Below are 24,677 nucleotides of genomic sequence, written 5' to 3'. Positions count from 1 at the left end.
TCACACTTCCGGTACGTTGAGTTCCGCAACATCGCCTTCGACGTGAAGCGGCCCGCCGGTCAGCGCCTGCAGGTCGTCAAAGGACAGGGTGGCCAGTTTCTCGCGGAGAACAAAATGGCCGTTGGTGATATCGATGACGGCAAGCGAGGTATAGACCCGCGTGACGCAGGCGATCCCCGTCAGCGGCAGCGAACAGCGTTTCACCAGTTTCGGCGCGCCCTTCTTGGTCACATGGTCGGTGACGACAGCGACGCGCCTTGCGCCATGGACGAGGTCCATTGCCCCGCCGACGGCGGGAACGCCGCCCTTGCCGGTCGACCAGTTGGCGAGGTCGCCGTTTTCGGCCACTTCATAGGCGCCGAGAATGGCGACATCCAGATGGCCGCCGCGCACCATGGCGAAACTGTCGGCGTGGTGGAAGAAGGCCGTGCCCGGGCGCAGCGTGATCGCCTTCTTGCCGGCATTGATGAGGTCCCAGTCCTCCTCGCCCGGTTCCGGCGCGGGCCCGAAATCGAGCACGCCGTTTTCGGTGTGAAAGATTGCCTGCCGCCCCTCCGGCTGAAACTTCGCCACCATTTCGGGAAAGCCGATGCCGAGATTGACATAGGCGCCGTCCTCTATGTCCTGGGCGGCGCGCCAGGCGATCTGGGCATTGGAAAGCTTGATGTCGTCGACGGAAATCATGGGTAGACGGCCTCCTGCCGGGTGAGGAGTTCTTCCTGCGCGGGCGCGGCGACCTCGACGACCGAGGAGACGAAGATGCCCGGCGTTATCACCTGTTCGGGGTCAATGCCGCCGGGCGCGACGATGCGGCTCGCCTGGACGATGGTGGTTGTCGCGGCCATCGCCATCAGCGGATTGAAGTTGCGCGCGGCCATGCGGTAGGTGAGGTTGCCGTGGGTATCGGCGGTCTCCGCCTTGATCAGGGCGAAATCGGCCTTCAGCCAGCGCTCCTGCACATAGGGCCGTCCGTCGAATTCGGCGACCGGCTTGCCGTCGGCAAGTTCGGTGCCGTACCCGGTCGGCGTATAGAAGGCCGGAATGCCGGCGCCGCCGGCGCGGATGCGCTCGGCGAGCGTGCCCTGCGGCACCAGTTCCAGCTCGATCTTTCCGGCAAGATAGCGCTCGTTGAACACAGTGGCGTTGGACGAGCGCGGAAACGAGCAGATCATCCGGCGCACGCGGTTCTGCTCGATCAGCGCCGCAAGTCCGACATGGCCATTGCCGGCATTGTTGTTGATGACCGTGAGGTCCTTGGCGCCCTGGTCGATCAGCGCGTGAATGAGTTCGATCGGCGCGCCCGATCCGCCGAAACCGCCGATCATGAGGGTCGCGCCGTCAAAAATCGGCCGAACGGCTGCTTCAATCGAGGAAATTGTCTTGTCCATAATGTCGACCTCCTATCGACCTCCAGGATTTTAGGGAGGAGGGCGACGAAAGTCAGCCTAAAAGTTCATATGACGAATTTTGTTCGCCTGACGATCGAAGGCGTTCGTCAGGCGAACGGCCGCCTCGCACCGATCCCGTCTCGTTCTGGAGTATGACGCGCGCCTTGCCTGAAAGCGCCTGCTCGGCAGCGAGGCGGGCGGCAAGGTCCTCCGGCATTTCGCGGGTATGGCCCATGTTCAGCATTTCCGCGTGAATGACGCCGCACCAGCAGGCCGCGATTGGCAAGGAGGACGAGATAGCCTGCCACGCGGCATGCCCCACGCCTTCGCCCCTGCACAGCTGCGCGCAGGCGTCGGAAAGATGGAGACCTTCCTCGCGAGCTTCCTGCCGACGCTTCACTCTTCACAATGTAACAAGTAATAAATCAGAAAAATAAGTTTGCAATATTGAATTATCAGAATGTATATTGATTATATAGAGCAATATACAAGTATATATTAGTATAAATGTATATGGCTCGCAATCTTTGGCAATTCGTGACGGCCGCTGCGCGGCTGTTCCGGCGATCAAGGCGGGGGAATGGAATGTCTGCTAATTTTCGCAGTTCGACTGAGGGTCCTTTCAGCAACGGTCATGTTGCAGCTGGCGCGACAAAAGATGGCAGGCACAAGCCTCGCCCGCTTTCCCGTTTCCTGTCGGGCACGGCGTTCACGACGCTGCTTCTGGCGAGCGGGGCAGCGCTTTACTGCGGCATGCCGCAGCAGGCATCCGCACTGGATCTCTACTGGAATGCGCCCGGGACCTCGGTGGCAGTGATTGGTGACGGCTCGCCCATCGTCGCCCTCGACGGCACATGGTCGGTCGGCGGAAACCTGAACTGGACGAACGCCGGCAACACCCAGGCTGGCGTGACATGGTCCAACGCCCCGGGCACCAATGCCTATTTCATCGGCACGGCCGCGGATCACCCAGTGATCGACGTCGTCGGCGACATCAATTTCGACACGATCTATCTCGGCGCGCCGAACGGCAACGGGGGCAATTCGAACTTCTACGTCATTCAGGGCACCGGCGCCTTCCACATGGCCCCGGCCACGGGCAACCACGCAACCATCGTCGGCATGGTCCAGAACAGTCAAAGCATTGCCGTTCCGATCCACAACAGTCAGGACGGCAGCGTGACCGACCTCTACATCGAGAGTAACGATGGCACACAGGGCGGAGGCCTGATCACATTCGTCACGAACATGGAATATACCGGCAACACCCACATCAAGAGCGGCGCCCTCTCGCTGGGCGGCCTGGATGCCTCGGGTTACACGGCACCCTACTACGATGCCTCGGTCAATGGCGACATCATCGTCTCCGACGCCGGCGCGCTGGTCCTCTATTCGGCAACACAGGATCAGACCGTCAGCAATCGCATTTACACCGAGACCACCAGCGACACCAATGCGCGACTTGATATCCGCAACGGCAACTCCACCCACAAGCTGATCCTGACCAGCAGCAATCCCGACTATGTCGGCAACACGAATATCTCCGGTATTCTTTCCGGCACGGGCAGCCTCGGAGGCGCGGTGGAACTCATCTACAATGGGTCCCTCTACAACCGTCAGGGCAGCACGCTCACGCTCGGCACATCGGTTAAGTTCACGAGGAACCCGACGGGGGGAATAACGGCCGATCTGGAAGAGGCCACAGCCGGCCAGCCCCTGTTCGTCACCAGCGGCGCGCTCGATGTCTCCCTGGCCACGCTCACGGCCACCGTGCAGGGCAGTGCCTCCGTCTACAATATCTTCCAGTATGGCGGCGCACTCAACCAGGTGCCCGGAACGATCTTCAAAACCACGACAATTACGGGACTGCCGGCTGGCAAGGATTATGAACTCAATGCGGTTGACCCCAATGCCGTCGTGAGTTCGCCGGGCATGATCCGGCTTATCACCTATGACAGAGTGACCGGCGAAACGCCGCAATACTGGAACGGCGGAGCGCCTGGACCCGGCTATACCAGCACCCCTCTCACCGGAGGTTCCGGCACATGGATCGCGGGGCTTGGAAACTGGACCCAGCCGGATGGCTCCAATTCGGCTGCCTGGGTGGGCTCCGTCGGCTATTTCCAGGGCAATACGGCCGGAACGGTGACCGTTGTCGGCTCGCTGGGTTTCGACAGGCTCGTGTTCTCGGCCCAGGAGTATCACCTGATCGCGGGTGCGGGCGGCGTGCTTCAAATGTCGCCGCGCCTCCACACAGTCGGCGAAATCGACGTGGACACGGTGACGGCGACAATTGCCGTGGACATCACCGACGGCATGAACAGGGCGCCAGTGCCGGCCGCGGTGAACAGCCTGACGAAGGGCGGCACTGGCACGCTCGTCTTCGTCGGCAACAAGACCTATACCGGCGGCACCACGGTCAGCGGCGGTACGCTGCAGCTCGGCGACGGAACGACGAACAGCACAATTCTGGCCGGCATCACGATTGCTCCCGGCGCTACCCTTGCCGTCAATCAGGCGGCGAGCCAACCCGCTCTGTCCTTTTCCAACGTCCTGACCGCTACTCTCAATAATGCGAATCCGGCCATATTCCACGTGATGGGAGCCGGACAGCTCGATTTTTCCAGCAACAGCAACACGTTCCTGGGGCAGACGAATGTCACGGCGGGCACCTTCAATATGCTCGCCAACAGCGTGCTCGGCGGAACGGTGGCGCTGACCGGCGGCACGCTGAACGGCGGCGGCACGATCAACGGCAACGTGTCGGTGACCGGCGGCACGCTGAAGGGCACCGGCACGATCAACGGCGATGTGACGGTCAGCCAGGCCGGGACGATCGCGGGAGATTATTCCACGACCCCGGTCCTGACGATCAACGGCGCGCTGACGCTCGGCAACGGGTCGACGCTGAACGTGACGCTCGATCCGGCCCCGGGAGCAAACCCGTCGCCGGCGCTCATTACCGTGACCACGCTGAACATGACCTCCGGCAATGTGGTTTTCCTGCCCGCAAATCTCGTGGTCGGGCAGCGCTATAACCTGATCCAGTTCACGGCTTCCGCGACCGGCAGCGCGAGCAACCTCACCCTCATGAACAACCCGAACCGCTACCGATTGGGCAATGACCCGACTGGGGCGCCCGGTTTCCTCTACATTATTGCAAGTCCGCCCGGTGGGCAGCAGCTCTTCTGGCATCCGTTGACGCCGCCGGGACCCAATAACTTCGGCGGTAGCGGTACCTGGGATGCGGCGACGACGATGAGCTGGGCGGATTCCAGCGGACAGCCGCCGCTTCTCTGGTCCGAGGCCGATATCGCCGTGTTCACGCAAACTGGTGGTACGGTCACGGTCGACAGCACCGCGCCGATCAGTATCAACGGCATGCAGTTTACGGTAACCGGCTACGAATTGAGGGGCACGGACGCCACCTCCACGCTGACGCTCGACGCCACGCCCGGCGCTGTTTCGATCTCGGTCAGTGGAACAGCCACAGATAATGCGAAGGTTGGCGTCATCCTCGGCGATGGCGGAAATGCCGTGCCGCTCTCCAAGACGGGGACCGGCACGTTGATCCTGACGGCGGCCAACACCTATTCCGGCGGCACCACCGTTTCCGAGGGCACGCTTCAGCTCGGCGACGGCACCACCAACGGGTCGGTGACCGGCAATATCACCATCAGCGCCGGCGCAACGCTTTCGGTTTACGCCAACGCCGCGTCCACCCTCGCCGCGCCGCTTGACTTCGGCAATGTCCTGCAGCCCTCGGACGCAACCTCGCAATTCGTGGTCAACGGGCCCGGGGTGGTGAACTTCACCAGCGCAAGCGCCGGCTTCCTCGGCCAGACGACGGTGGTGGCCGGCGCGACCCTGACCGGGTCCGCCACCGGAAATCTCGGCGGCACGGTCACGATTGCCGGGGAGGGGACGCTCGCCGGTTCGGGCGGGACGACCTTCACGCTCGGCGCCGGCGCCGGCGGCCTGGTGCTGACGAATGCAGCCGGCATGACGGGCCCCTCGACGATCGAGGCCAGCGGCCTGACGGCGGGCGCTGCCAGCCTGTTTTCGACCGGGACCCTGACGGCAGCCGGCGTGGTTCTGGTCAACGCGCCGGTGCTTGCGCCCAGCCAGCAGCCCTATTTCCTGATCGACTATACCGCGATCAACGGCGTCGCCTCCGACATCAAGATCGCTTCCGCTTCCGCGGGTATCGACGTCAACGCCACCAATGCGACGGTCGTGTCCGTCGGCAGCCGGATCGCGATCCTGGTCGGCACCGGCACGAATGTGGACACGAGCGCGGGGGTCTGGTGGAACGGCACGACCACACAGCCGCCAACGACTCAGGTCATCGGCGGTCCCGGCACATGGACGGCGGATCAGGCCGCCGCGACAGCCATGAACTGGACCGATAGCGGCGGCACAGCCCACGTGGCGTGGAAGCAGGCCAAAACCGCGATCTTCGCCGGCACGCCGCAAACCGGCGCCGTCTCGGTCGACAGTACGACCAGCGGCACGATCACGGTGCAGGGGCTGGATTTCCGGGTTGGCGGCTATACGCTTTCCGGCGTCACTGCCACTGATGCCATCACGCTGCAATCGGCCTGGGATGACAATCTGGCGCGCCTCAACGCCGATGCCCAGGCCGTCACCGCAACCATCGCGGTCAATCTCGACGGTCCGGCCGGCGTCAGAAAAAACCGGGGCCGGAACCATCGTGTTCACCGGCGACAAGACCTATCAGGGCGGCACCAGCATCGTCGGCGGCACGCTCCAGATCGGCGCGGCGACCGGACCCGGCTCGGTTGTCGGCGACATTACGGTGGGCGGTCAAAACGGCGCCACGCTTTCCCTGTTCGCACCGGCCGCAGGCCTGACCTTCACCAATGTCTTGCACGGCGTAGCCGCATCGGCGCTTCACATCGCCGGCACGGGCACGGTGAACTTCAACTCGGCCTCGGGGACTTCGTTCCTCGGAACGACAACAGTGCTTGACGGCGCGACGCTAGCGGGCTCCGGCGCGATCGGCGGTCCCGTCACCGTCCAGGCCACCGGCGCGATCTCGGGCACGCACGGGACAACGCTTCAACTCGGCTCGAGCCTGACTTTTGCTGCGGCCACGACATCCATGGTGGTTCTGCTCGACGGCAACAATCCGAACACCATGCCGCTGTTCAGCACGACCGGCGACTTTGTGGCCGCACTCGGCGGCGTCATCACGGTCAATACGGCGGGCGGCACGGCGTTGCCGATCGGCACGCAATATGCACTTCTCTCTTATGTCGGCAATCGGCCAGCGCTCGATCTCTTGACCTTCGCGACGCCGAACGCGACCTATTCCCTTGCCGACCCGAACAACAACACAATCTGGCTGGTGGTCGGCACTCCGCCGGACGAGTTCTGGAACCCCCACCAGAACGCCACAGGCCAACTCGGCGGGAACGGCAACTGGACCGCGACGGGCGGTGTTGCTTGGTCCGATGATGCGAACGGAACGGGCCATCATCCCTGGGTGTCTGGCGGTGTTGCGCATTTCATTGACCGTGCGGGAACGGTCGCGGTCGGGACAGGAGCTCCAATCCTCGTCAGCGGAATGGAGTTCGATATCGGCCCATACAGCTTCACCGGCGGGGCGCTGACGTTGACCAGCGCCGGCGGCGGTCCGGTCAAGATCAATGTGACCGACGCCAGCGCAACGGTCACGATGGGCGTGGAACTCGCGCAGCTTGCCGCCGGCACGCAGCTCGAAAAGGATGGTCCCGGGACGCTGGAACTGGCTGCGGTGAGTTCTTATACGGGCCAGACGTCAGTTTCGGCCGGGACGCTGATGTTGAGCGGCGCAACGATGCCGCTTCAGGGTGCGATTGATGTGGCCAACGTGACGGGCGCCGCGCTCTCCGTCAATGCGACCGGGACGATGACGTTCGGAGCCGCAAACGTGCTGACCTCGGGCGGAAGCCGCGCCCGGTTTAACATTCAGGCCGGCACGGTCGAATTCAACAGCCAGAGCCCGGGCTTCTCCGGTACGACCACGGTTGCCGGCGGGGCCACGCTGACCGGGACCGGCGATCTGGGCGGTACTGTCCTTGTGCAGAGAAACGGCACGCTTCAGGCGCCGCCTCCCGGCCAGCCGGTACTGACGGCGGGAGGGACTTCTCTCTTCCTCCAGAATGGCGCCAACCTTGCTGTGACCCTCAATGCCACGCCGCCTGCCCCCGGGGCAGCGGCGCCGATCGCGACGGGTATCTTGAGTACCTCGACCAACACGCTGATGGTGACCGTCCAGGGCGGAGGCATGCTGGCGGATGGCACCTATCCGTTGATCGACTACGCAACCACCTATAACGGCGACCCCAGTACGATCGATGTTTCGAGCGTGCCCGTGCAGAACAACACATTCCATCGGGTCCTTGCCACGGCGACTTCAGCCGGTCCCGGCACCCTGGTTCTGGCTGTCGGCCCGGATGCCTATTCCTACTGGAACGGTGTCCACCAGCAGCCGACGATGCCGCCCTCGGCGAACGGCGCCGGCGGCCCCGGGACCTGGAACGCAGACATGACCAACTGGACGAACCCGCGGGGCGATGCCACAGGCCCCTGGGCCCAGGGTGGCTATGCCATTTTCGCAACCACGGGAGGGGCCGTCGACGTCGACAGTCGCGCCGTGACCGAGTTCATCAAGGTCGCGGGCATGGAGTTCGATGCCGACGGCTATTCACTTCGCCCGCTCGCCGTGACCGACAGCCTCATTCTGATGGCGTTTCCGGGAACGACCACTGCGTCCATCACCGTCGGCCAGGATGCCATGAACAACCCCTATACCGCGACGATCGGGGTTGCGCTTCAGGGTGCGGTCGGATTGAGCAAGAACGGGCCCGGCACTCTCGGGCTGACCACGGCCAACAGCTATCAGGGAGATACGCTGGTCAATGAAGGCACGCTCGAGGTGACCGATGCCGGCGCCGTGCCGGGCGACATCTCCATCAGCCAGACGGCGACCTGGAACTGGAATGTGACCGGCAACCAGAGCTTTGACGGCGTCATCTCTTCGATCGGCGCCGGCGGCGGCGGGACGTTCAACGTCAATGCGGGAACAAATGGCAACCTGCAGTTGACGGCTGCAAATACCTTCACCGGGGTTACCAATGTGCCGCAGAATGTGACGCTGAATGTGACCGGACCGGCCGGGTCACCGGCGGCGGCCGCTCTTCTCGGCACGATCAATGTGATGGACGGCGGCATTCTGGAGGGGCAAGGCGCTTTCGGCGACGTACATGTCCATGCGGGCGGCCTATTTGAATTCGGTACCCGCACGGTGACCGGTCTGCCGCCTGCAACAACCTTGACGGCGCAAAACCTAATGATGGACGACGGGAGCGGATTTGTCGTAGGCGCCGATTTCGGCTCCGGCTCTGTCAGCATGCTCACGGTGGCGAATGAGGTCCACCTCGATACCGGTACGATCCATGGTACCGTCTCGCACACAAACACGGAACCGGACCTCAGCACCCTTCCTATCTATTATCCAGTCATCCAGGCCCCGCAAGGGTCGACCTATAATGCCAATTTCACGACCAATGCCGGCAATCTTGATTATTCATTCAGTTTTGTGGAACGTCCAGCCAATCCTGGCATTCTCTATCTGAAACTCAGTCCGACTGGCCTGATGGAAGTGTGTGTCAGCCTCCCGGGCGAATCATGCGGGGTTGTTTCGTCGATCAGATCCCTTTCCGGGCATGAAGAGTTCCGGGCGTTGAGGAACATCCGTATTGATGAGGCGGAAGAGGTTCTCGCGCAGCTTTCGGGCGATGTCTATGCCTCGAGCGATGCGGCGATGGTTGCGGGCAGCCGGTATCTTCGCAATGCGACCGGCGAGCAGGTGCGCGGTTCGCTCGGCGGGGTTTCGACGGGCGCGGGGATTTCGGCGGTGAGCAATTACGCGGCCGAACCGAGCCCGGTTGCCACGCCCTTCGGCGCCTTCGAGGAGGATAATGGCGGCATCGGGGTCTGGGCCGCGGGCTACGGCGCGTGGTCGAGCATGGAGGGCAGCGGCGTTGCGGCGAAGATGACGGATTCGGTCGGGGGCTTCTTCCTCGGCGCGGATGCGGCGGCCTTCGGCTCCATGCGCTTCGGCGCGGTCGCCGGCTTCGGCCAGTCGACCTACAAGGTCGATGCGCACAATGCCAAGGGCACGAGCGACGACTATACGTTCGGCCTTTACGGCGGCGGCGAATGGGGCGGCTTCGGGGTCGATTTCGGCACGGCCTATACCTGGCACAGCGTCTCGACCAACCGCAGCGTCTATGCCTCGACCTTCACCGACCATCTGTCGGGCAGTTATGACGCGGGCACGTTCCAGGTCTATGGCGGTCTCGGCTACGGCTTTGACGTGACCGACAGCTTCACGCTGGAGCCCTATGTTGATGCGGCCTATATCAACCAGCATTCGGACGCGTTTACGGAAACGGGCGGGATTGCCGCGCTTTCCTACCAAAGCCAGACGATGAACACCGGGTTTACGACGGTGGGTCTGCGGGGCGCGTGGGAATTTGACCTCGGCGGCTACCAGAACCGGCTGTCGGCATCTGCCGGCTGGCGTCACGGCTTCGGCGATCTTGATCCGACGGCGGCGTTCACCTTCGCCGGATCTGATCCCTTCGGCGTAACGGGCACGCCGCTTGCCGAGGACCAGGCGGTCCTGAGCGTCGGCTGGGATACCGAGTTCTCCGACACGGTGAGCGTCGGGGTCAACTATACCGGCCAGTTCGCCGGCGGCAACCGCAGCCAGAACGTCACAGCGAGGCTCAATATCCGGTTCTAGCGCTTCACGCATGACGCGGGCCAGGCGCCGGGCGGCAAGCCCGGCGTCGCTTCACGAAAAGGTACACCTCTTGCCGGTATTCCGCCGGAAAAGGCATTCATGAACAGCGTCCGGCGCTGTGCCTGTGCGGATTGTGCCTTCAAAAGGCCTTTCGGCATCGGGCGGGGTTCTGCGCGCAAAACTTTCCTACATGTAGGATTGTTTTGCGTGTAAGTTGAATATAATATCGCATAGGTTGCATCCTGCAACCACATGAACAGAAAGCTCAGTCCAGGAGGAAGGGTGACAATGAAGAACAATGGACTCCCGCTCTTTTACAGTGCGCCGCAGGTCCTGCGTTTCGAGGACCACAAGGATCTCGTGCTCGAACGCAAGCAGGACTTTTCCTTTGCCGCCAAGGCCAATGCGGTGCCGCTGTCGCCCGCTGAATTCGTTCCGGCGTCGCGCCATTACCCGATCGTCTTCGTCAAGGGCGACCCTCTGCCCACCGCAGTCGCGGTGACCGGCCTCAAGGAGGGACAGAACCTCTTCGTCGACTCCGCCGGCGCGTGGCAGGCGGGGGTCTATATTCCCGCCTATGTCCGCCGTTACCCCTTCATCCTGATCCAGTCGGAGGACAAGAGCCAGACCGTGCTTGGCTTTGACGAGGGCTGTGACCGCATCAAGCCCGCCGATGAGGCGGAAAACGGATCGGCGCTCTTCGCCGAGGACGGCAAGGCCGGCGAGGCGACGGCGCCGATGATGGAATTCTGCAACAGTTTTCATCAGGCCAGCCTGCGCGGCAATGACTTCGCCAAAGCCCTCAAGGAGCAGGACCTTCTGGTCGACAAGCAGGTCAACATGTCGTTCGCCAACAAGAGCCATTACCGCCTCGATGGCCTGCTGGTCGTTGACGAAGACCGGTTCCGCAACCTGCCGCAGGATGTGCTGATCGACTGGCACAAGAACGGCTTCAACGATGCGGTCGTGCTGCATCTTGCTTCGACCCAGAACTGGCAGGTGCTGCTGGAACTCAACGAAAAGGCTTCGCCCGCCAAGGCGGCCTGAGCGGCCGGGGCCACTCAGCCATGACATTCGAATGAACCGGGACATCAAGGGGAAAGACATGACTATCATCACCAGTAAAGCTTTCGGCGCCGCCTTCGCGGGCGCCATGCTCTTCGCAACCGCTGCCGGCGCCCAGCAGTCGGAGCCGGTGGCGGCCTCCGATACCACCGTTTCCTACGGGGACTGGTCGCAGCACTGCATGCTCGTGCAGATCCAGAAGGCCGACGAGAAGGAGCCCGGCCCGCCGCAGCGCGTCTGCGAGGCAACCCAGACGCTCAATGTGCAGCAACAGGAAGGCGGACAGGTCCAGCGCATCCTGACGGTGGCCGTCGGCTCGCTGCCGGGCATGGATGCGCCGCGTCTCGTGGTGCAGACGCCATCCAATGTCGATCTGCGCGCCGGCGTGACCTTCACCGTCGGCGGCGAGCCGGCAGGCCAGCCGGTCAAGGGCGGCGCGGTCGGCTCGGCCGCGGCGGGCAAGGACATGACCATGACCTATGTGACCTGCGGGCAGGTCTGTGCCGCCGACATGGAGCTTTCGGCCGACCAGATGAAGGAACTGAAGGCGGCCAAGGCCGCATCGGTCTCCTTCAAGATCATGAACGGCCAGGAAATCGCGCTGCCCCTTTCGATGAAGGGGTTCTCCGCGGCGGTTTCGGCGGCGCCGCCGGTCAACTGACCACGGCAGGCCTTCTGCCGGGGGGCCTAGCGACGAGAAAGACCGGAAGCGGGCCGAAGTGCGCGCCGCTTCCGGCGTCGCCGTATCTTTCCGCGCGGCGCAATGAAGCGGCGCATGCGCCGCCTGTGCGGGCGCGTCACGGGCTTGGCGGTTGTCCCGGAGCGGGCCGTCTTTGATGGAAATGCCTGTCCGCTCTTTTCATTTGTTCTGACACATTGCGCAGCGAGATGTCTTCGTCTGACTGCGAAATACCCCTGTCGTCGCGACGGCCCGGCCAGGATGCGTCAGTCCCGGTCGAACCGATCAGGGACGAGTAGCGGCTTGCAGCAAGATCAGATGGTTGCGGCGTTGGCGTGACTGTTTCCCTTTGATGGGCGGAGATGCGTCCGGTCCGCGGGGCTCATCGCCCTGTGCAGGTTGGTTATCTATGAACAAGTAAATGCCAGTTATGAAGAATTAATACATGTATATATTAGATCCTCATCCGTAAATTACACGTAATAATTTGGATTAAATAATGTTAATTATTTATTTACATTTGGATTGATTGCGGAAAAGACAGGTTTTATTCTCCTGCTCAGGGGGGCGACTGTATTGGTCGGTTTCGTGCTTTTTGCTCTGCGGCAGCCTTTTGCCTGCCGGGGCTGCCCAGGGGGATCAAAATGTTTGGTACACACCGCATTCATCACAGTGTTTCGCAGCAGAACATTGCCGCCGCCAAGAGCGGATCGGCGCGGCGTCGCCTCCGGCGCTATCTGGCCGGCACGGCCTTTTCGGGCGCGGTGATGTTCGCGGCCTCGGGCGTTTATCTGTCCGACGCCAGCCAGGTCTGGGCCGCGGATTGCGCATCCTCCGTCAGCGGCGGCAGCCTGACATATAACAATGTCGGCAATTGTACGCTGAACCTGGACGGCACGTTTACCTATGGCGGCCAGAGCTACACGGTTCTCGTCAGCGGCAATTCCCAGATCACGACCACGAATGGCAACCTCAATATCGGCTCGCCGGGTTCGTCCGGCGGCGGCAACATGACGCTGACCATCCAGGGGCCGGCACAGTTTACCGTTGGCAATGGTGCCCTGACCTATGTGGGATTTGCCGCCTCCAACGGGGGGACTGGCTACCTCCATTTGACGTCCGGGGGACGAGGCAACTTTAACGATGTTGTCATCAGTTCCGGGGTTACGATTTCAGGGGGGGCGTTGGTCGATAGCTCTTCCACGGCCAACATGGCGGAACTTAGAGTTACTGCTGTTCCCAACGCCTATATTGCTGAGTTCACCATCGATGGCCCTGGCTCTTCAGCGACGGCCTCCAGACTTATTACTGACAACGGTCAGGTTGTGGTGAAGAACGGCGGAGTTTTCAACCTGACCGGAGGGTCATCGTTAATAAACAATGGTATTGTGAGGCTCAGGGACGGCGGAAGTCTGAACGGCGGCCAGACAATATACATGTCAGGTACGATCTATTATGAAGGAACAACAGGGGGAACTGTTGGAGCAGACTTGTATGGTGTCAATGTTAACGGTCAAATTTTGACTATTCAATTTAATCATACTGATACTGTACAAAAAAATGTTGTTTTTTCAAAAAATATAGGTGGGGATACATCGGGTTCCGTATTTCTGGCAAATTCAGGGTTCACAACAATTTCGGGAAGTTCTCAAAATACAGGTTTAGGTATATTAAATGGTGCTACGGTAAATATAACGGGAAGCGTTGGTAATGTTAATTCTCAATCCGGTAATATTACCGGGGTTGGTCAAATATACTCTGGGGCTTCTGGATCTGTTGCCCTGTATCTCGCACCATCCGGTCCGAACAGTCTCGCTCCCGGGGATCCAAGATCCGGAGGTTCGGGGCCACATTACGGTACGCTGACGGTGCATGGTGGTTCAGGGAATAGCGTGCTGCGAGTCTCTGGGACGACGACATTTGCATTCGAGATCGGAGGCGGCTCGAACAATGACCAACTGGTGCTTCTCGGTGGGGTGTCTTCGGGTTCGAACATCAAGTCTGACAGCTCGGACCATAAGCTGAATGTCAGGTTTGCGGGTGATTATAATACAACCTATACGCTGATAAGTCTCCAGGTCGGCACCTCCGACCTGCAGTTCAGTCAGAACAACATCGTTGTGAATGACTTCAAGACAAAGGGTGGTCAGGCGCTTTCTCCCAGTGAGTACCTGATCTCCTACAACGGCGGCGATGGCAATGACCTGACGATTATCGTTTATGGCCAGCCGGCCGGGCCGTTTACCTTCTGGAACGGGGGAACGGGCTCCAATCCGGCCGTTTCCGGCGGCGCCGGCGGCAACGGTGTCTGGAATGCCGGCAACACGAACTGGGTCAATGACGGACCGAGCCCTTCGACCGGAACCTGGACTGCGAACGAGACGGCGACTTTCGGCGGCAATAGCGGCACGGTGACGGTCTCAAGCAATGTCAGCGTCGACGGCATGGAGTTCAGGACCGGGAATTACGTGCTGACGTCATCGAACGGCAGTGCCATCACCCTTGCTTCGCTTGGGGCGGGCGATGCTGTGATCGATGTCAGCGGCAGGAATGTGATCGATGTTCCGCTTCTGGGCAATCCCGGCAACACGCGGCTGGTCGTCGATGGCGGCGGCGAACTGGTCCTGACCAATGAAAGCAATAGCTATGCCGGCGGCACGCAGGTCCAGAACAACAGCACGCTGACGCTCGGCGACGCGACCTGGGGCAATGGCAGGATCGCGGGCACGATCGGCGGCGCGCAATCGGCAATACTCAATGTCTTTACCGCGTCCGAGGTGGATTTCGGCAATCCGGTCAACCTGTTTCTGGGTCAGGTCAATTTCACGGCGCCAACCAATGGGACCGGCGTCATCAATCTGACCGGCGTAAGCTCCAGTTTCGGCGGCTCGGCCGCCGTGCATCAGGGGGCCGTGCTGAACATGGCGAACGGCACGCTCGGCGGCGATCTCGCGGTCAACCCTTCCGCCATATTGTCGGGCACGGGCACGCTCGGCTCTGTCGAGATCCAGGCAAACGGCACCCTCTCGCCGGGCGATTTCGGCTCGCCGTCGGTTAACCAGTTGCAGCTTCATCAGAGCGGGGCGGGCGCCATCGGCAGCCTGACCTTCGGCGCCGAGTTGCTGTCTGCCGGCAACGCCACGATGATTTTCGACGTTAATGCCGGCAGCCATGATACGGTGAATGTGCTGGGCATGTTAACCGCGGGCGGCAAGCTTCTGGTCTACTACAACGGAACCGACGGCACGGCCTACACGCTCATCACCTATCAGTCCTATGATTCAGGAGAGAACTTCTCCGACGGCGTCAGTGTATTTGACGTGAAAAGCCAGACATACCTTGAAGACGATCAGTACGAATGGAGCCTTCACTACAACAACACCAATACGGGCGTGTTGATCGTGCAGGCCAAACTGACCGACCAGGACTACTACTGGAACGGCGGCACCGCCTCCAGCCCGAACCCGACGGGTGTGGCCAACGGTTCCGGCGGCAACGGGACATGGGATATCAACAACTCGAACAGGAACTGGGTCAGCCAGCAGGGCACGTCGCCCAGCCCCTGGCAGAACGGAAAGACCGCGCATTTTGCGACGACCGGCGGCACGGTCAATGTCGCCGCCACCAATATTTCGGTGGCCGGGATGTTCTTTGATGTCGGCGGATATACGCTGACGGGCAATGCGATCCAGCTCACGCCGGACAGCACCCGCGGCGAGACCGAGCCCAGGATCGACGTTTTCGGCGGTTCGACTGCGACGATCGACCTCGTGTTGAATGCAACGAGCCTGCGCAAGACGGGTGACGGCACGCTGGTGCTGACCAGATCCAATTCCGCAATCAGCGGCACGACGACGATCGTGGCGGGCACGCTGCAACTCGGGACCTCGAGCAATTCGCAACCGGGCTCTGTCGCCGGGGCGATCTCCGGCGGCGGGACGCTTGAGCTCTATGCCGGCTCCTCGATCAATTTCATCAACAACATTACCGGGCTTCAGGGCGCCTTCAACATTCGCACCGGCAGCGTGACGATGTCCGGCAACACCAATGCAAACCTGTCAACGACAACGAGTTTCTATTCGACGGGCATTTTGACGGTCTCCGGCTCCAGCACCTATGGCGGCGGCCTCAATATCGTGAACGGTACCCTGGCAGTGGGTCTGAACGGCAATGTGGGCCAAAGCGGAAGCCTCGTCTCGGTGCAGCCGAACGCGACGCTCATGGTTTCCAATCCGTTCAATGTCCGCGGAAACCTTACCCTCGCCGGCGGATCCCGCAACGTGTTCCAGAACGCCACCGGGGTCGTCAATGTCGCCGGGGCTCTTTCCCTGGGCGGCAGCATCCTGAACGCCGGCGCGCTTTCGGGGTCCGGCGTCTATGTGCTCTACAACTACACGAACGGCGTCAGCGGCCAGTTCTCCTCTGCCAGCAATGTGCCCAGCGGCTCCAGTATCGACTATCTGACTTCCAATCAGGTCAGGCTCATTGTACCGGGGGCCGATGGCACGATCAGCCAGTATTGGGACGGCGCGGGCACGAACGTGAACACCCTGATCGGCGGTTCCGGCCTCTGGAACAGCTCCAACAGGAACTGGGCGAATGCCTCCGGCGCCATCGCCTCGGAAACCGCCTGGGTGAACAACAGCACCGCTTTTGCCATTTTCTCCGGGTCACAATCCGGCACGGTGACGGTCGACGGAAACCTCAATGTCGCCGGCATGAACTTCCTGCGCGACGGCTATGTCCTGCGCCAGAACGGATCGGGAATCCTGACGCTTGCCAGCGTTCGGGGTGCGCCCGTTTCGATCAATGTGAACGGCGGAACCGCGACCGTCGCCGTACCGCTTCAGGGCACGCCCACGGGCTTCGCCAAGACCGGATCGGGCACGCTGATCCTTTCGGCAACCAACAGCTACCAGGGCGGGACCACGATCAGCCAGGGTACGTTGCAGCTCGGCGGCCTGCTCGGCAACGGCACGGTCTCCGGCGCCATTTCCGGCGGCGGCACGCTGGCTGTCTATGCGCAGTCCGGAACGGGCGTGTCGTTCAGCAACAACATCGACGGCCTGACCGGCCCGTTCAACATCACCGGGCCCGGCCGCGTTGACTTTGATGTCAACGACAGCGGCTATGGCGGCACGACGACCGTGCAGAGCGGCATCTTCAACCTCAGGCAGGATCTCGGCGGGACGGTCAATGTCTTCGGCGGTACGCTTGCCGGCGACAATGCCACGATCGGCGGCCCGGTTACAATCGGCAACAGCAATACGGCGGGGCGGCTTTCGCCCGGCGATGCATCGCTCGGCGCGAACAGTTACGGTATCCTGACGATCAATGGCAATCTGACGCTGACGGCCAATGCCACCAGCGTGTTCGGGTTCAGCCTCGTCAATGCGCCAAACGCGCCTGCCAGCAACGACCTCGTCGTCGTCAACAACATTCTCGATCTCGGCGGCAGCGGTTTTGATGTCACCATCTATAGCGATCAATATGGCGACTACACGCTGTTCCAGTATAACGGGAGCTACACGGGGAATTTCGGCACCAGTCTGAGCGTGAAATTCGATACGACCGAGGTTCTGCAGCGGGATCAGTATCGCATCTGCCCGATCGACCCGAGTTGCCGGACGACCACGACGGATACGATCTTCCTGACAATCCTCAACACGCCCAGCGGCCCGGGGCTCTACTGGGACGGCGGCAACCCCAATCCCGGCGATGGCACCATCGTCGGCGGTTCGGGCACATGGCTGCCCGAGTCTTTCAACGGCGATCAAAGCTGGACCGGCCAGGACGCCACCACAAGACATCCCTGGACCGACGGTCGCACGGCGATCTTCGAGGGGACGGCCCCGGGCACGGTCACGGTCAATACCCAGACCAGTCCAGGCCAGTATGAGCCGATCGCGCTCGGCGGCATGCAGTTCAACACGGTGAATTATGATATTGTCGGCGGCAATGACGATGTGTTCACCGTCAACGGCACGATCAGCATGAGCGTTGCCCAGGGCTTGTATGTCACCAACAACCTCGCCTTCGAGGGGACGGGCGAGATTCACAAGGTCGGCCCGGGCCTGCTGGCGGTCGCTCCCTACAAATTCGGCGGAAACTGGGTGATTGAAGAGGGAATCCTGCAAATCGGCGACGACAAGTTTCAGGCCAGCCTTCAGCAAGATGTGGATATCGGAAGCGAGGGGACCCTTCGTATCTACGTTCTATCCTCCTACAGTGACAATGTAACCATGACAGGTGTTGGCATTTATCAGGTCAGCATTGGTGTCCCTTTTAACAGCCCGGTCGATTTCCGATCTGACAGCAGCGGTTTCGAGGGAGACATCCAAGTTCTCAGAGGGACGCTGCAAGTTGCAGGCGGTGGCGCGGTGCTGAACGGCGCAAGCCTTGTCGTCGGAGGAACCGACCCGCTGGCTCCGGGCGATTCGGCTCCCGCAGGTCTCAATCTGCAAACATCGATGACAATTACCGGAGAGATCGATATCGGCGACCGCAATGACACGCTGATCAACTCTCAGGGATCCACTGTGACCATCGATGGCCATTTGATCGCCTCAGGCGATGACGATGTCGATTTCGGCAATGTCGAAGGGGCGATCGTGAATGCCAGCATCACGGGTACATTGAGCGCTGCGGGCGGCGATATCCGGATGGGCTATGCCGACAAGACGCAGGTCGCCCTTGTCGCAAAGAACCAGGGCCTTGTGGAAGCCAAGGCGGGATCGATCCTGATTGGCAACGGTTCGAACACGAGCGCGACCGCCGTCAGCGTTTCCGTGCAGGACAGTGCGGTCTTGAATGCGGCGGAGGAAATCCGCATCGGCGGGCTCTCGTCCGGCCAGCAGGGCATGGGCACGCTGAACATCGGCAGCCCCGCCGGAACGCAGCCGCCCTTGGCTGCTCCCGGCAGTCTGGTCGCCCAGCAACTCGTCTTCGGCGGCGGCACTTCCACCCTTGTCTTCAATCACTCCGCCACGCAGGCCGACGGTTACGATTTCGGTCTGACACTGAATGTCGACTCAGAAGGCGACGCACAGACGATCAGCGTGCTGGAGGGCTTCACCTCGTTTTCGGGCGATGGCTCGGCCTATACAGGCGACGTCGATATCAGCGGCGGCACCTTCAATGTGAAGAGCGCGCTTGCCGGCAATTTCAACGTCACCGGCGGCGTCCTTTCAGGCTTCGGCCATCTGGGCAGCCAGAGCAATATGGTCACGATCGGCGAGGCCGCCGGCACGCCGAAATCGGCAACGCTCTCGCCGGGAGACCTCTCCGTCAACGCCTCGCCCGCAGCCAATTACGGCACGCTGACCATTCTCGGCGGTCTTTATCTCGACAACACCGCGGTCAGCGTCTTCGAGCTCGGCAAGGCCGGCACCGAGAACAATCCGGCGCTGGGCGGTCCCGAGAACGATCTCGTCGCCGTCGCCAAGGATATGACGGCAGGCGGCGCGCTCGAGATCAGCGTCACCGGCGACTACGGCTTCTACACCCTCTTTACCACCGACGATCTCAAAAACAGCACGTTCGCCCCGCAGAACGTCACGGTTCTGTTCGGCGGCACGCAGACGGGGCGGTTCCAGATCACCTATCCGGGCCAAAAGAGCGTTGTGCTGGAAGTCTATGACGTGCCGACCTACACGGACCTTTACTGGAACGGGACCACCTTGCAGCCGACCGGGCAGATCGTGGGCGGCGACGGAGACTGGTTCGTCAGCTATGCTCAGACAAACTGGCTGGACTCGACCTTCCAGAAATCCTTCGACTGGAAATCGCCCAACAGGGCGATCTTCGAGGGCGCGAGCGGCACGGTCAAAATCAACACGGTCCCGAACGGCCAGTCCGAGCCTATTGTCGTAACCGGTATGCTGTTCAACACATCGGGCTATGAACTGACCTACACGACCTCGGCCACGACCGACGCGGTGACGCTGCTCACGCCCAACCAGAATCCCGGCCAGAATCCGACCGCTCCTTCCATCAACGTCGAGGATGCGACCGCTGCGAATGACGGATGGGCCTCGATCGGCGTCGTTCTGAAGGGTACGGACGGCATGATTAAGGACGGTAAGGGTAGGCTGATCCTGACGGCCGACAACACTTACTCGGGCGATACGGTAATCAACGGGGGCACGCTCCAGCTCGGCGATAGTTCCAAGGGGCTGAACGGTTCACTCCAGGGCCTGATCAACGTGACAACCGCCGATACCACGGCGCTTCTGGTCGAAGTTACGGGGACGACGGCGATGAATAATGCGCTTGTCGGTGCGGGCGATTTCAACGTTTCCGGCGCCGGCAGCCTCACCTTCTCCGGTGAGGGCGGCTCGTTCGGCGGCGACCTCTCCGTCTTCGGCGGCGCCACGCTTGCCGTAACCGGCGAGCTTGCCGGCGAGACGCTTTTGATCGGCGAGGGCAAGGGCGGCAGCGGCCAGCCGGATGGCGCAGTCACGCTGACGATGGGGGGTCGGCTGAAGATTGATGAGAGCATATCGCTCGCCGCCCTCCAGCCCCTCAGCGCCAGCGAAGTCGCGGTCCTCAATTTCGGCGCCGCCGCGACGGATGTCGCCGCTATGACGGGCGAGATCATCGTTGGCACCGGACAAGGCAGCATCTCCTTCAATTCCACCCAGTCGGCCATGGTCTTCAACCACGTAGCCGAGCGGGTTACGCCACTCTATATGGACAACTTCAGACTGGTTGGCACCCAGGGCGCTATCACTCACATCTCGGGCACAACGGTGTTCAAGGATGTCAGCGCGTCACAGTTTACCGAGACCATTACGATTTCGGGCGGCGTGCTTGTCCTTGAGTATGGGGGCGGGGTCTTCGGTGAGCCGACGGTTTTGGGCGGTCCTGTCACTGTGCAATCCGGCGGCACGCTCGCCGGTGCAGGGAACATTGTCGGTCAGGTGACCGTCATGGGGCAAGGCGTGCTTGAAAACGAGCAGAATCTGAGCAGCCAGAACCCATACTCGCTCAGAATTGCGAGCCCTCTTGCCATGGATACGGATTCGATACTCCGCGTCTATCTCGACCCCAGGGCGGCAGGCGCAAACACACCGCTTTTTGCCTCCGCCTCTCTTTCACTGCCCTCAAGCGGTACGGTCGAGGTGGACGTGAACACCGTCGGCGGCCAAACGCTCGGGCAGGGCTACTACCTCCTGATAGATCCACTCACGCCCTATGGCGGCCCTCATAACATCCTGACGCTTGCGCCGGGCAGCAAGTCGACCTACGAGATCACTTATGTCAACGACAACAACATGCAGGGCGTCTTTCTGCACGTGACCTCCGGCACGGCCAGCCTCGGCGACTATTGGAACCCGACCATGAGCGGGTCGGGGGCCAGCTACGGCGGAGACGGCAACTGGACGGCAAGCGGCGGGACCGACTGGACCAATGTTCCGGACAATGCGTCGGCCGTGAATTTCGGCGGCTGGGACAACAGCGGCGTAACGGCGATTTTCAAAGGAAGAGGCGGCAATGTCACGATCGACAGCCGCACGGATGGACAGATCCAGGTTGCGGGGCTCAATTTCCAGGCAGGGCCCTATGTCCTGACCGGAGCGACGCCTCAGGACACGTTGGAACTCGTCGGCGCCGCCGTGACCGTCAACGTGGATCAGGCTGCCGGTTCGGCGACCCTCGCGGTGCCGCTGGGCGGGACTGCGGGCCTGATCAAGACAGGCGCGGGCGATCTGAAATTTACCGCCCGGAACACCTATGACGGCGGGACGGCGATCCAGGAAGGCACGCTCATCTTCGGTGACAATGGCGCCGTTGCCGGGCAGATCAGCATCGCCAACGGCGCTGTTCTTGCCGTGGATGCCGTGGGCACGGTCACCTTCACAATGGCAAATGTGATCTCCAGTGCCGGGGGAAGTTCGGCAACGCCGGGCGCTTTCAACATCATCGCAGGAACGGCCGAGGTCGACAGCTCGAGTGTCAGGTTTTCGGGCAACACAACCGTTATGGATGGCGGCACGCTGACCGGTACCGGCGCGTTGGCCGGCGCTGTGACGGTGCAACAGGGCGGCACGCTGAAAGGTACGGTTCAGACCGGGCCCTTTACGGTTGGCGACAGCTTGACCTTGCAGGCCGGCTCGACCCTCGATGTTACCCTCAACCCCAACGCGCCCAACACCACTATACCGCTGTTTATTACCGGATCGCTTGATGTGGTAAGCGGCATTGTCGACGTACATTCCACCACCGGAGTGGCAGAGGACATCCAGAAGGGCGAATACCTCCTGATTTCCTACACGTCGAAGCCCGCTGGCAGCGATCCGACAAAGCTTGTTCCCTCTTCGGGGAATTTCAAGATCGTCGACTTCAATCATGGCGTCTACCTGACGGCCGAGGAAGGCGTAACCGCCTATTGGCACCCGGTTCAGGACAGCGCCGCCGATTTCGGCGGAGTGGGGACCTGGACAGCCGATTCAGGCACCAACTGGTCGGATCAGAATGGCGAGAACCTGAGCCCCTGGACTGCGGGCGCGACGGCGATCTTCCAGGGCGATGCGCAGGATGTTCAGGTCGACAGTTCCGGTGGCGCGGAGGTCGAGATCGGCGGGATGACCTTCCTCGTCGACGGCTATGTCATCAAGGCTCTCGGCGGAAGCGACGAACTGACGTTCACAACCTCTCGGGCCAATATCAGCATTACCGTTGGCGAGACGCCCGCCGATGCCAATATCTCCGCAACCGTCGAATTGCCGATGACCGGGTCTGCCGGCCTGGTGAAAGACGGACCGGGAGAACTCGTCCTTGATGCCATCAACACCTATAACGGCGGCACGCACGTTCTGGAGGGCGCGCTGTCGACGCAACAGGCCGGCGCCGTGCCGGGCGATATCATTGTCGAGCAGGCGGCCACCTGGAACTGGAACGCGAGCGGTCCATCCGCATTCCACGGGACTCTCGAAGGGGCCGGAACATTCAACGTCAATGTTCCGGGGAGCCTGCAACTGACGGCGGCCAACACATTCACCGGAACAACGAATCTGGCTGCGAACATGACCCTGAACGTTACGGGCCTGCCGGGTTCGGAGTCTTCAGCCCAGCTTCTCGGCACGATCAATGTGGGGCAGAAGGCGGTCTTGGAAGGCATGGGATCCTTCGGCATGGTCCGGGTCGGGGACGGAGGAGAGATACGGTTCGGTGCATATGACAATGCGGGCACGATGGCTGTTACGACAGTCAGCGCCGAGAGCCTGGATATTGTCGAAGGCGGTAGTTTCGAAATCACGGTTGACAATACAGGGGCCGGAAGCGCCAGCCTGCTCAATGTCTCGGGCGCCGCGACCATTACCGGCACGGTGAAAGGGGACGTCAACTTTATCGGAGACGTGACGAGGCAGGCAAGCTACACGGTCATCGCGGGCGGACCGGGGTCCGTCTACAGCGATCAGATCAGTGCGCCGACCGCGAGCATTTCGTATATCTACAGCTTCGAGACGGACGCGCAGCACCAGAACGATCTTCTCTTCAACATCAGGCCGAACACGACGGAAGAATTGTGCGCCGCGCTTCCTGGCGAGACATGCGGGGTTGTTTCTTCGATCCGTTCGCTTTCCGGGCATGAAGCGTTCCGAGCCTTGAGAAGTATCCGTGTTGACGAGGCGGAGGAGGTTCTTCCCCAGCTTTCGGGCGATGTCTATGCGTCGAGCGATGCGGCGATGGTTGCGGGCAGCCGGTATCTACGCAATGCGACCGGCGAGCAGGTTCGCGGGTCGCTCGGCGGGGTTTCGACGGGCGCTGGGATTTCGGCGGTGAGCAATTACGCGGCCGAACCGAGCCCGGTCGCCACGCCTTTCGGCGCCTTCGAGGAGGACAATGGCGGCATCGGGGTCTGGGCCGCGGGCTACGGCGCGTGGTCGAGCATGGAGGGCAGCGGCGTTGCGGCGAAGATGACGGATTCGGTCGGGGGCTTCTTCCTCGGCGCGGATGCGGCGGCCTTCGGCTCCATGCGCTTCGGCGCGGTCGCCGGCTTCGGCCAGTCGACCTACAAGGTCGATGCGCACAATGCCAAGGGCACGAGCGACGACTATACGTTCGGCCTTTACGGCGGCGGCGAATGGGGCGGCTTCGGGGTCGATTTCGGCACGGCCTATACCTGGCACAGCGTCTCGACCAACCGCAGCGTCTATGCCTCGACCTTCACCGACCATCTGTCGGGCAGTTATGACGCGGGCACGTTCCAGGTCTATGGCGGTCTCGGCTACGGCTTTGACGTGACCGACAGCTTCACGCTGGAGCCCTATGTTGATGCGGCCTATATCAACCAGCATTCGGACGCGTTTACGGAAACGGGCGGGATTGCCGCGCTTTCCTATCAGAGCCAGACGATGAACACCGGGTTCACGACGGTGGGCCTGCGGGGCGCCTGGGCGTTTGACCTCGGCGGCTACCAGAACCGGCTGTCGGCATCTGCCGGCTGGCGTCACGGCTTCGGCGATCTTGATCCGACGGCGGCGTTCACCTTCGCCGGATCTGATCCCTTCGGCGTGACGGGCACGCCGCTTGCCGAGGACCAGGCGGTTCTGAGCGTCGGCTGGGATACCGAGTTCTCCGACACGGTGAGCGTCGGGGTCAACTATACCGGCCAGTTCGCCGGCGGCAACCGCAGCCAGAACGTCACAGCGAGGCTCAATATCAGGTTCTGATCCGGAGTGACCGGGCAAAGCGAAACCAAGATGCCGGGCGCAAGGCCCGG

6 protein-coding genes and 1 pseudogene are annotated in these 24,677 nt (G+C 61.8%); 5 read left to right on the top strand and 2 right to left on the bottom strand.

What is annotated here, in order from left to right; genetic code table 11:
* Both AZF01_RS17830 and AZF01_RS17825 read right to left on the bottom strand, forming a co-directional pair.
* Positions 1-684, bottom strand: coding sequence for a 3-oxoacid CoA-transferase subunit B (locus AZF01_RS17830; protein ID WP_024706396.1), 684 nt, complete (start codon positions 682-684; stop codon positions 1-3).
* Positions 681-1,388, bottom strand: coding sequence for a 3-oxoacid CoA-transferase subunit A (locus AZF01_RS17825; protein WP_024706395.1), 708 nt, complete (start codon positions 1,386-1,388; stop codon positions 681-683). The genes AZF01_RS17830 and AZF01_RS17825 overlap by 4 nt, the downstream gene beginning before the upstream one ends.
* Before the next feature lie 507 nt (positions 1,389-1,895).
* Between AZF01_RS17825 and AZF01_RS17815 the strand changes: the two are divergent.
* The 5 genes and pseudogenes from AZF01_RS17815 to AZF01_RS17800 all read left to right on the top strand — a co-directional run.
* Positions 1,896-5,012, top strand: a pseudogene (locus tag AZF01_RS17815) (beta strand repeat-containing protein); the annotation flags it as partial.
* A 1,090-nt stretch (positions 5,013-6,102) separates the two neighbouring features.
* Positions 6,103-10,206 carry an autotransporter domain-containing protein gene (locus tag AZF01_RS24505; RefSeq protein ID WP_371260649.1) on the top strand — a complete coding sequence of 1,368 codons (4,104 nt, stop codon included), beginning with the start codon at positions 6,103-6,105 and terminating at the stop codon, positions 10,204-10,206.
* Between the two features lie 288 nt (positions 10,207-10,494).
* Entirely contained in the window at positions 10,495-11,253 is a 759-nt protein-coding gene (locus AZF01_RS17810; protein WP_024706315.1) for a SapC family protein, read from the top strand.
* 58 nt (positions 11,254-11,311) lie between these two features.
* The gene (locus AZF01_RS17805; protein WP_161632999.1) at positions 11,312-11,932 is read left to right on the top strand and encodes an invasion associated locus B family protein; all 621 of its coding nucleotides are present in this window, start codon (positions 11,312-11,314) and stop codon (positions 11,930-11,932) included.
* 662 nt (positions 11,933-12,594) lie between these two features.
* Entirely contained in the window at positions 12,595-24,627 is a 12,033-nt protein-coding gene (locus AZF01_RS17800) for an autotransporter-associated beta strand repeat-containing protein (protein WP_082781107.1), read from the top strand.
* Positions 24,628-24,677: the final 50 nt, after the last annotated feature.

It is taken from the genome of Martelella sp. AD-3 (assembly GCF_001578105.1).
In the GTDB taxonomy this organism is placed as follows: Bacteria; Pseudomonadota; Alphaproteobacteria; order Rhizobiales; family Rhizobiaceae; genus Martelella.
The sequence above is the reverse complement of the archived record's forward strand: the minus strand, read 5'-3'. Positions and strand labels throughout refer to the sequence as shown.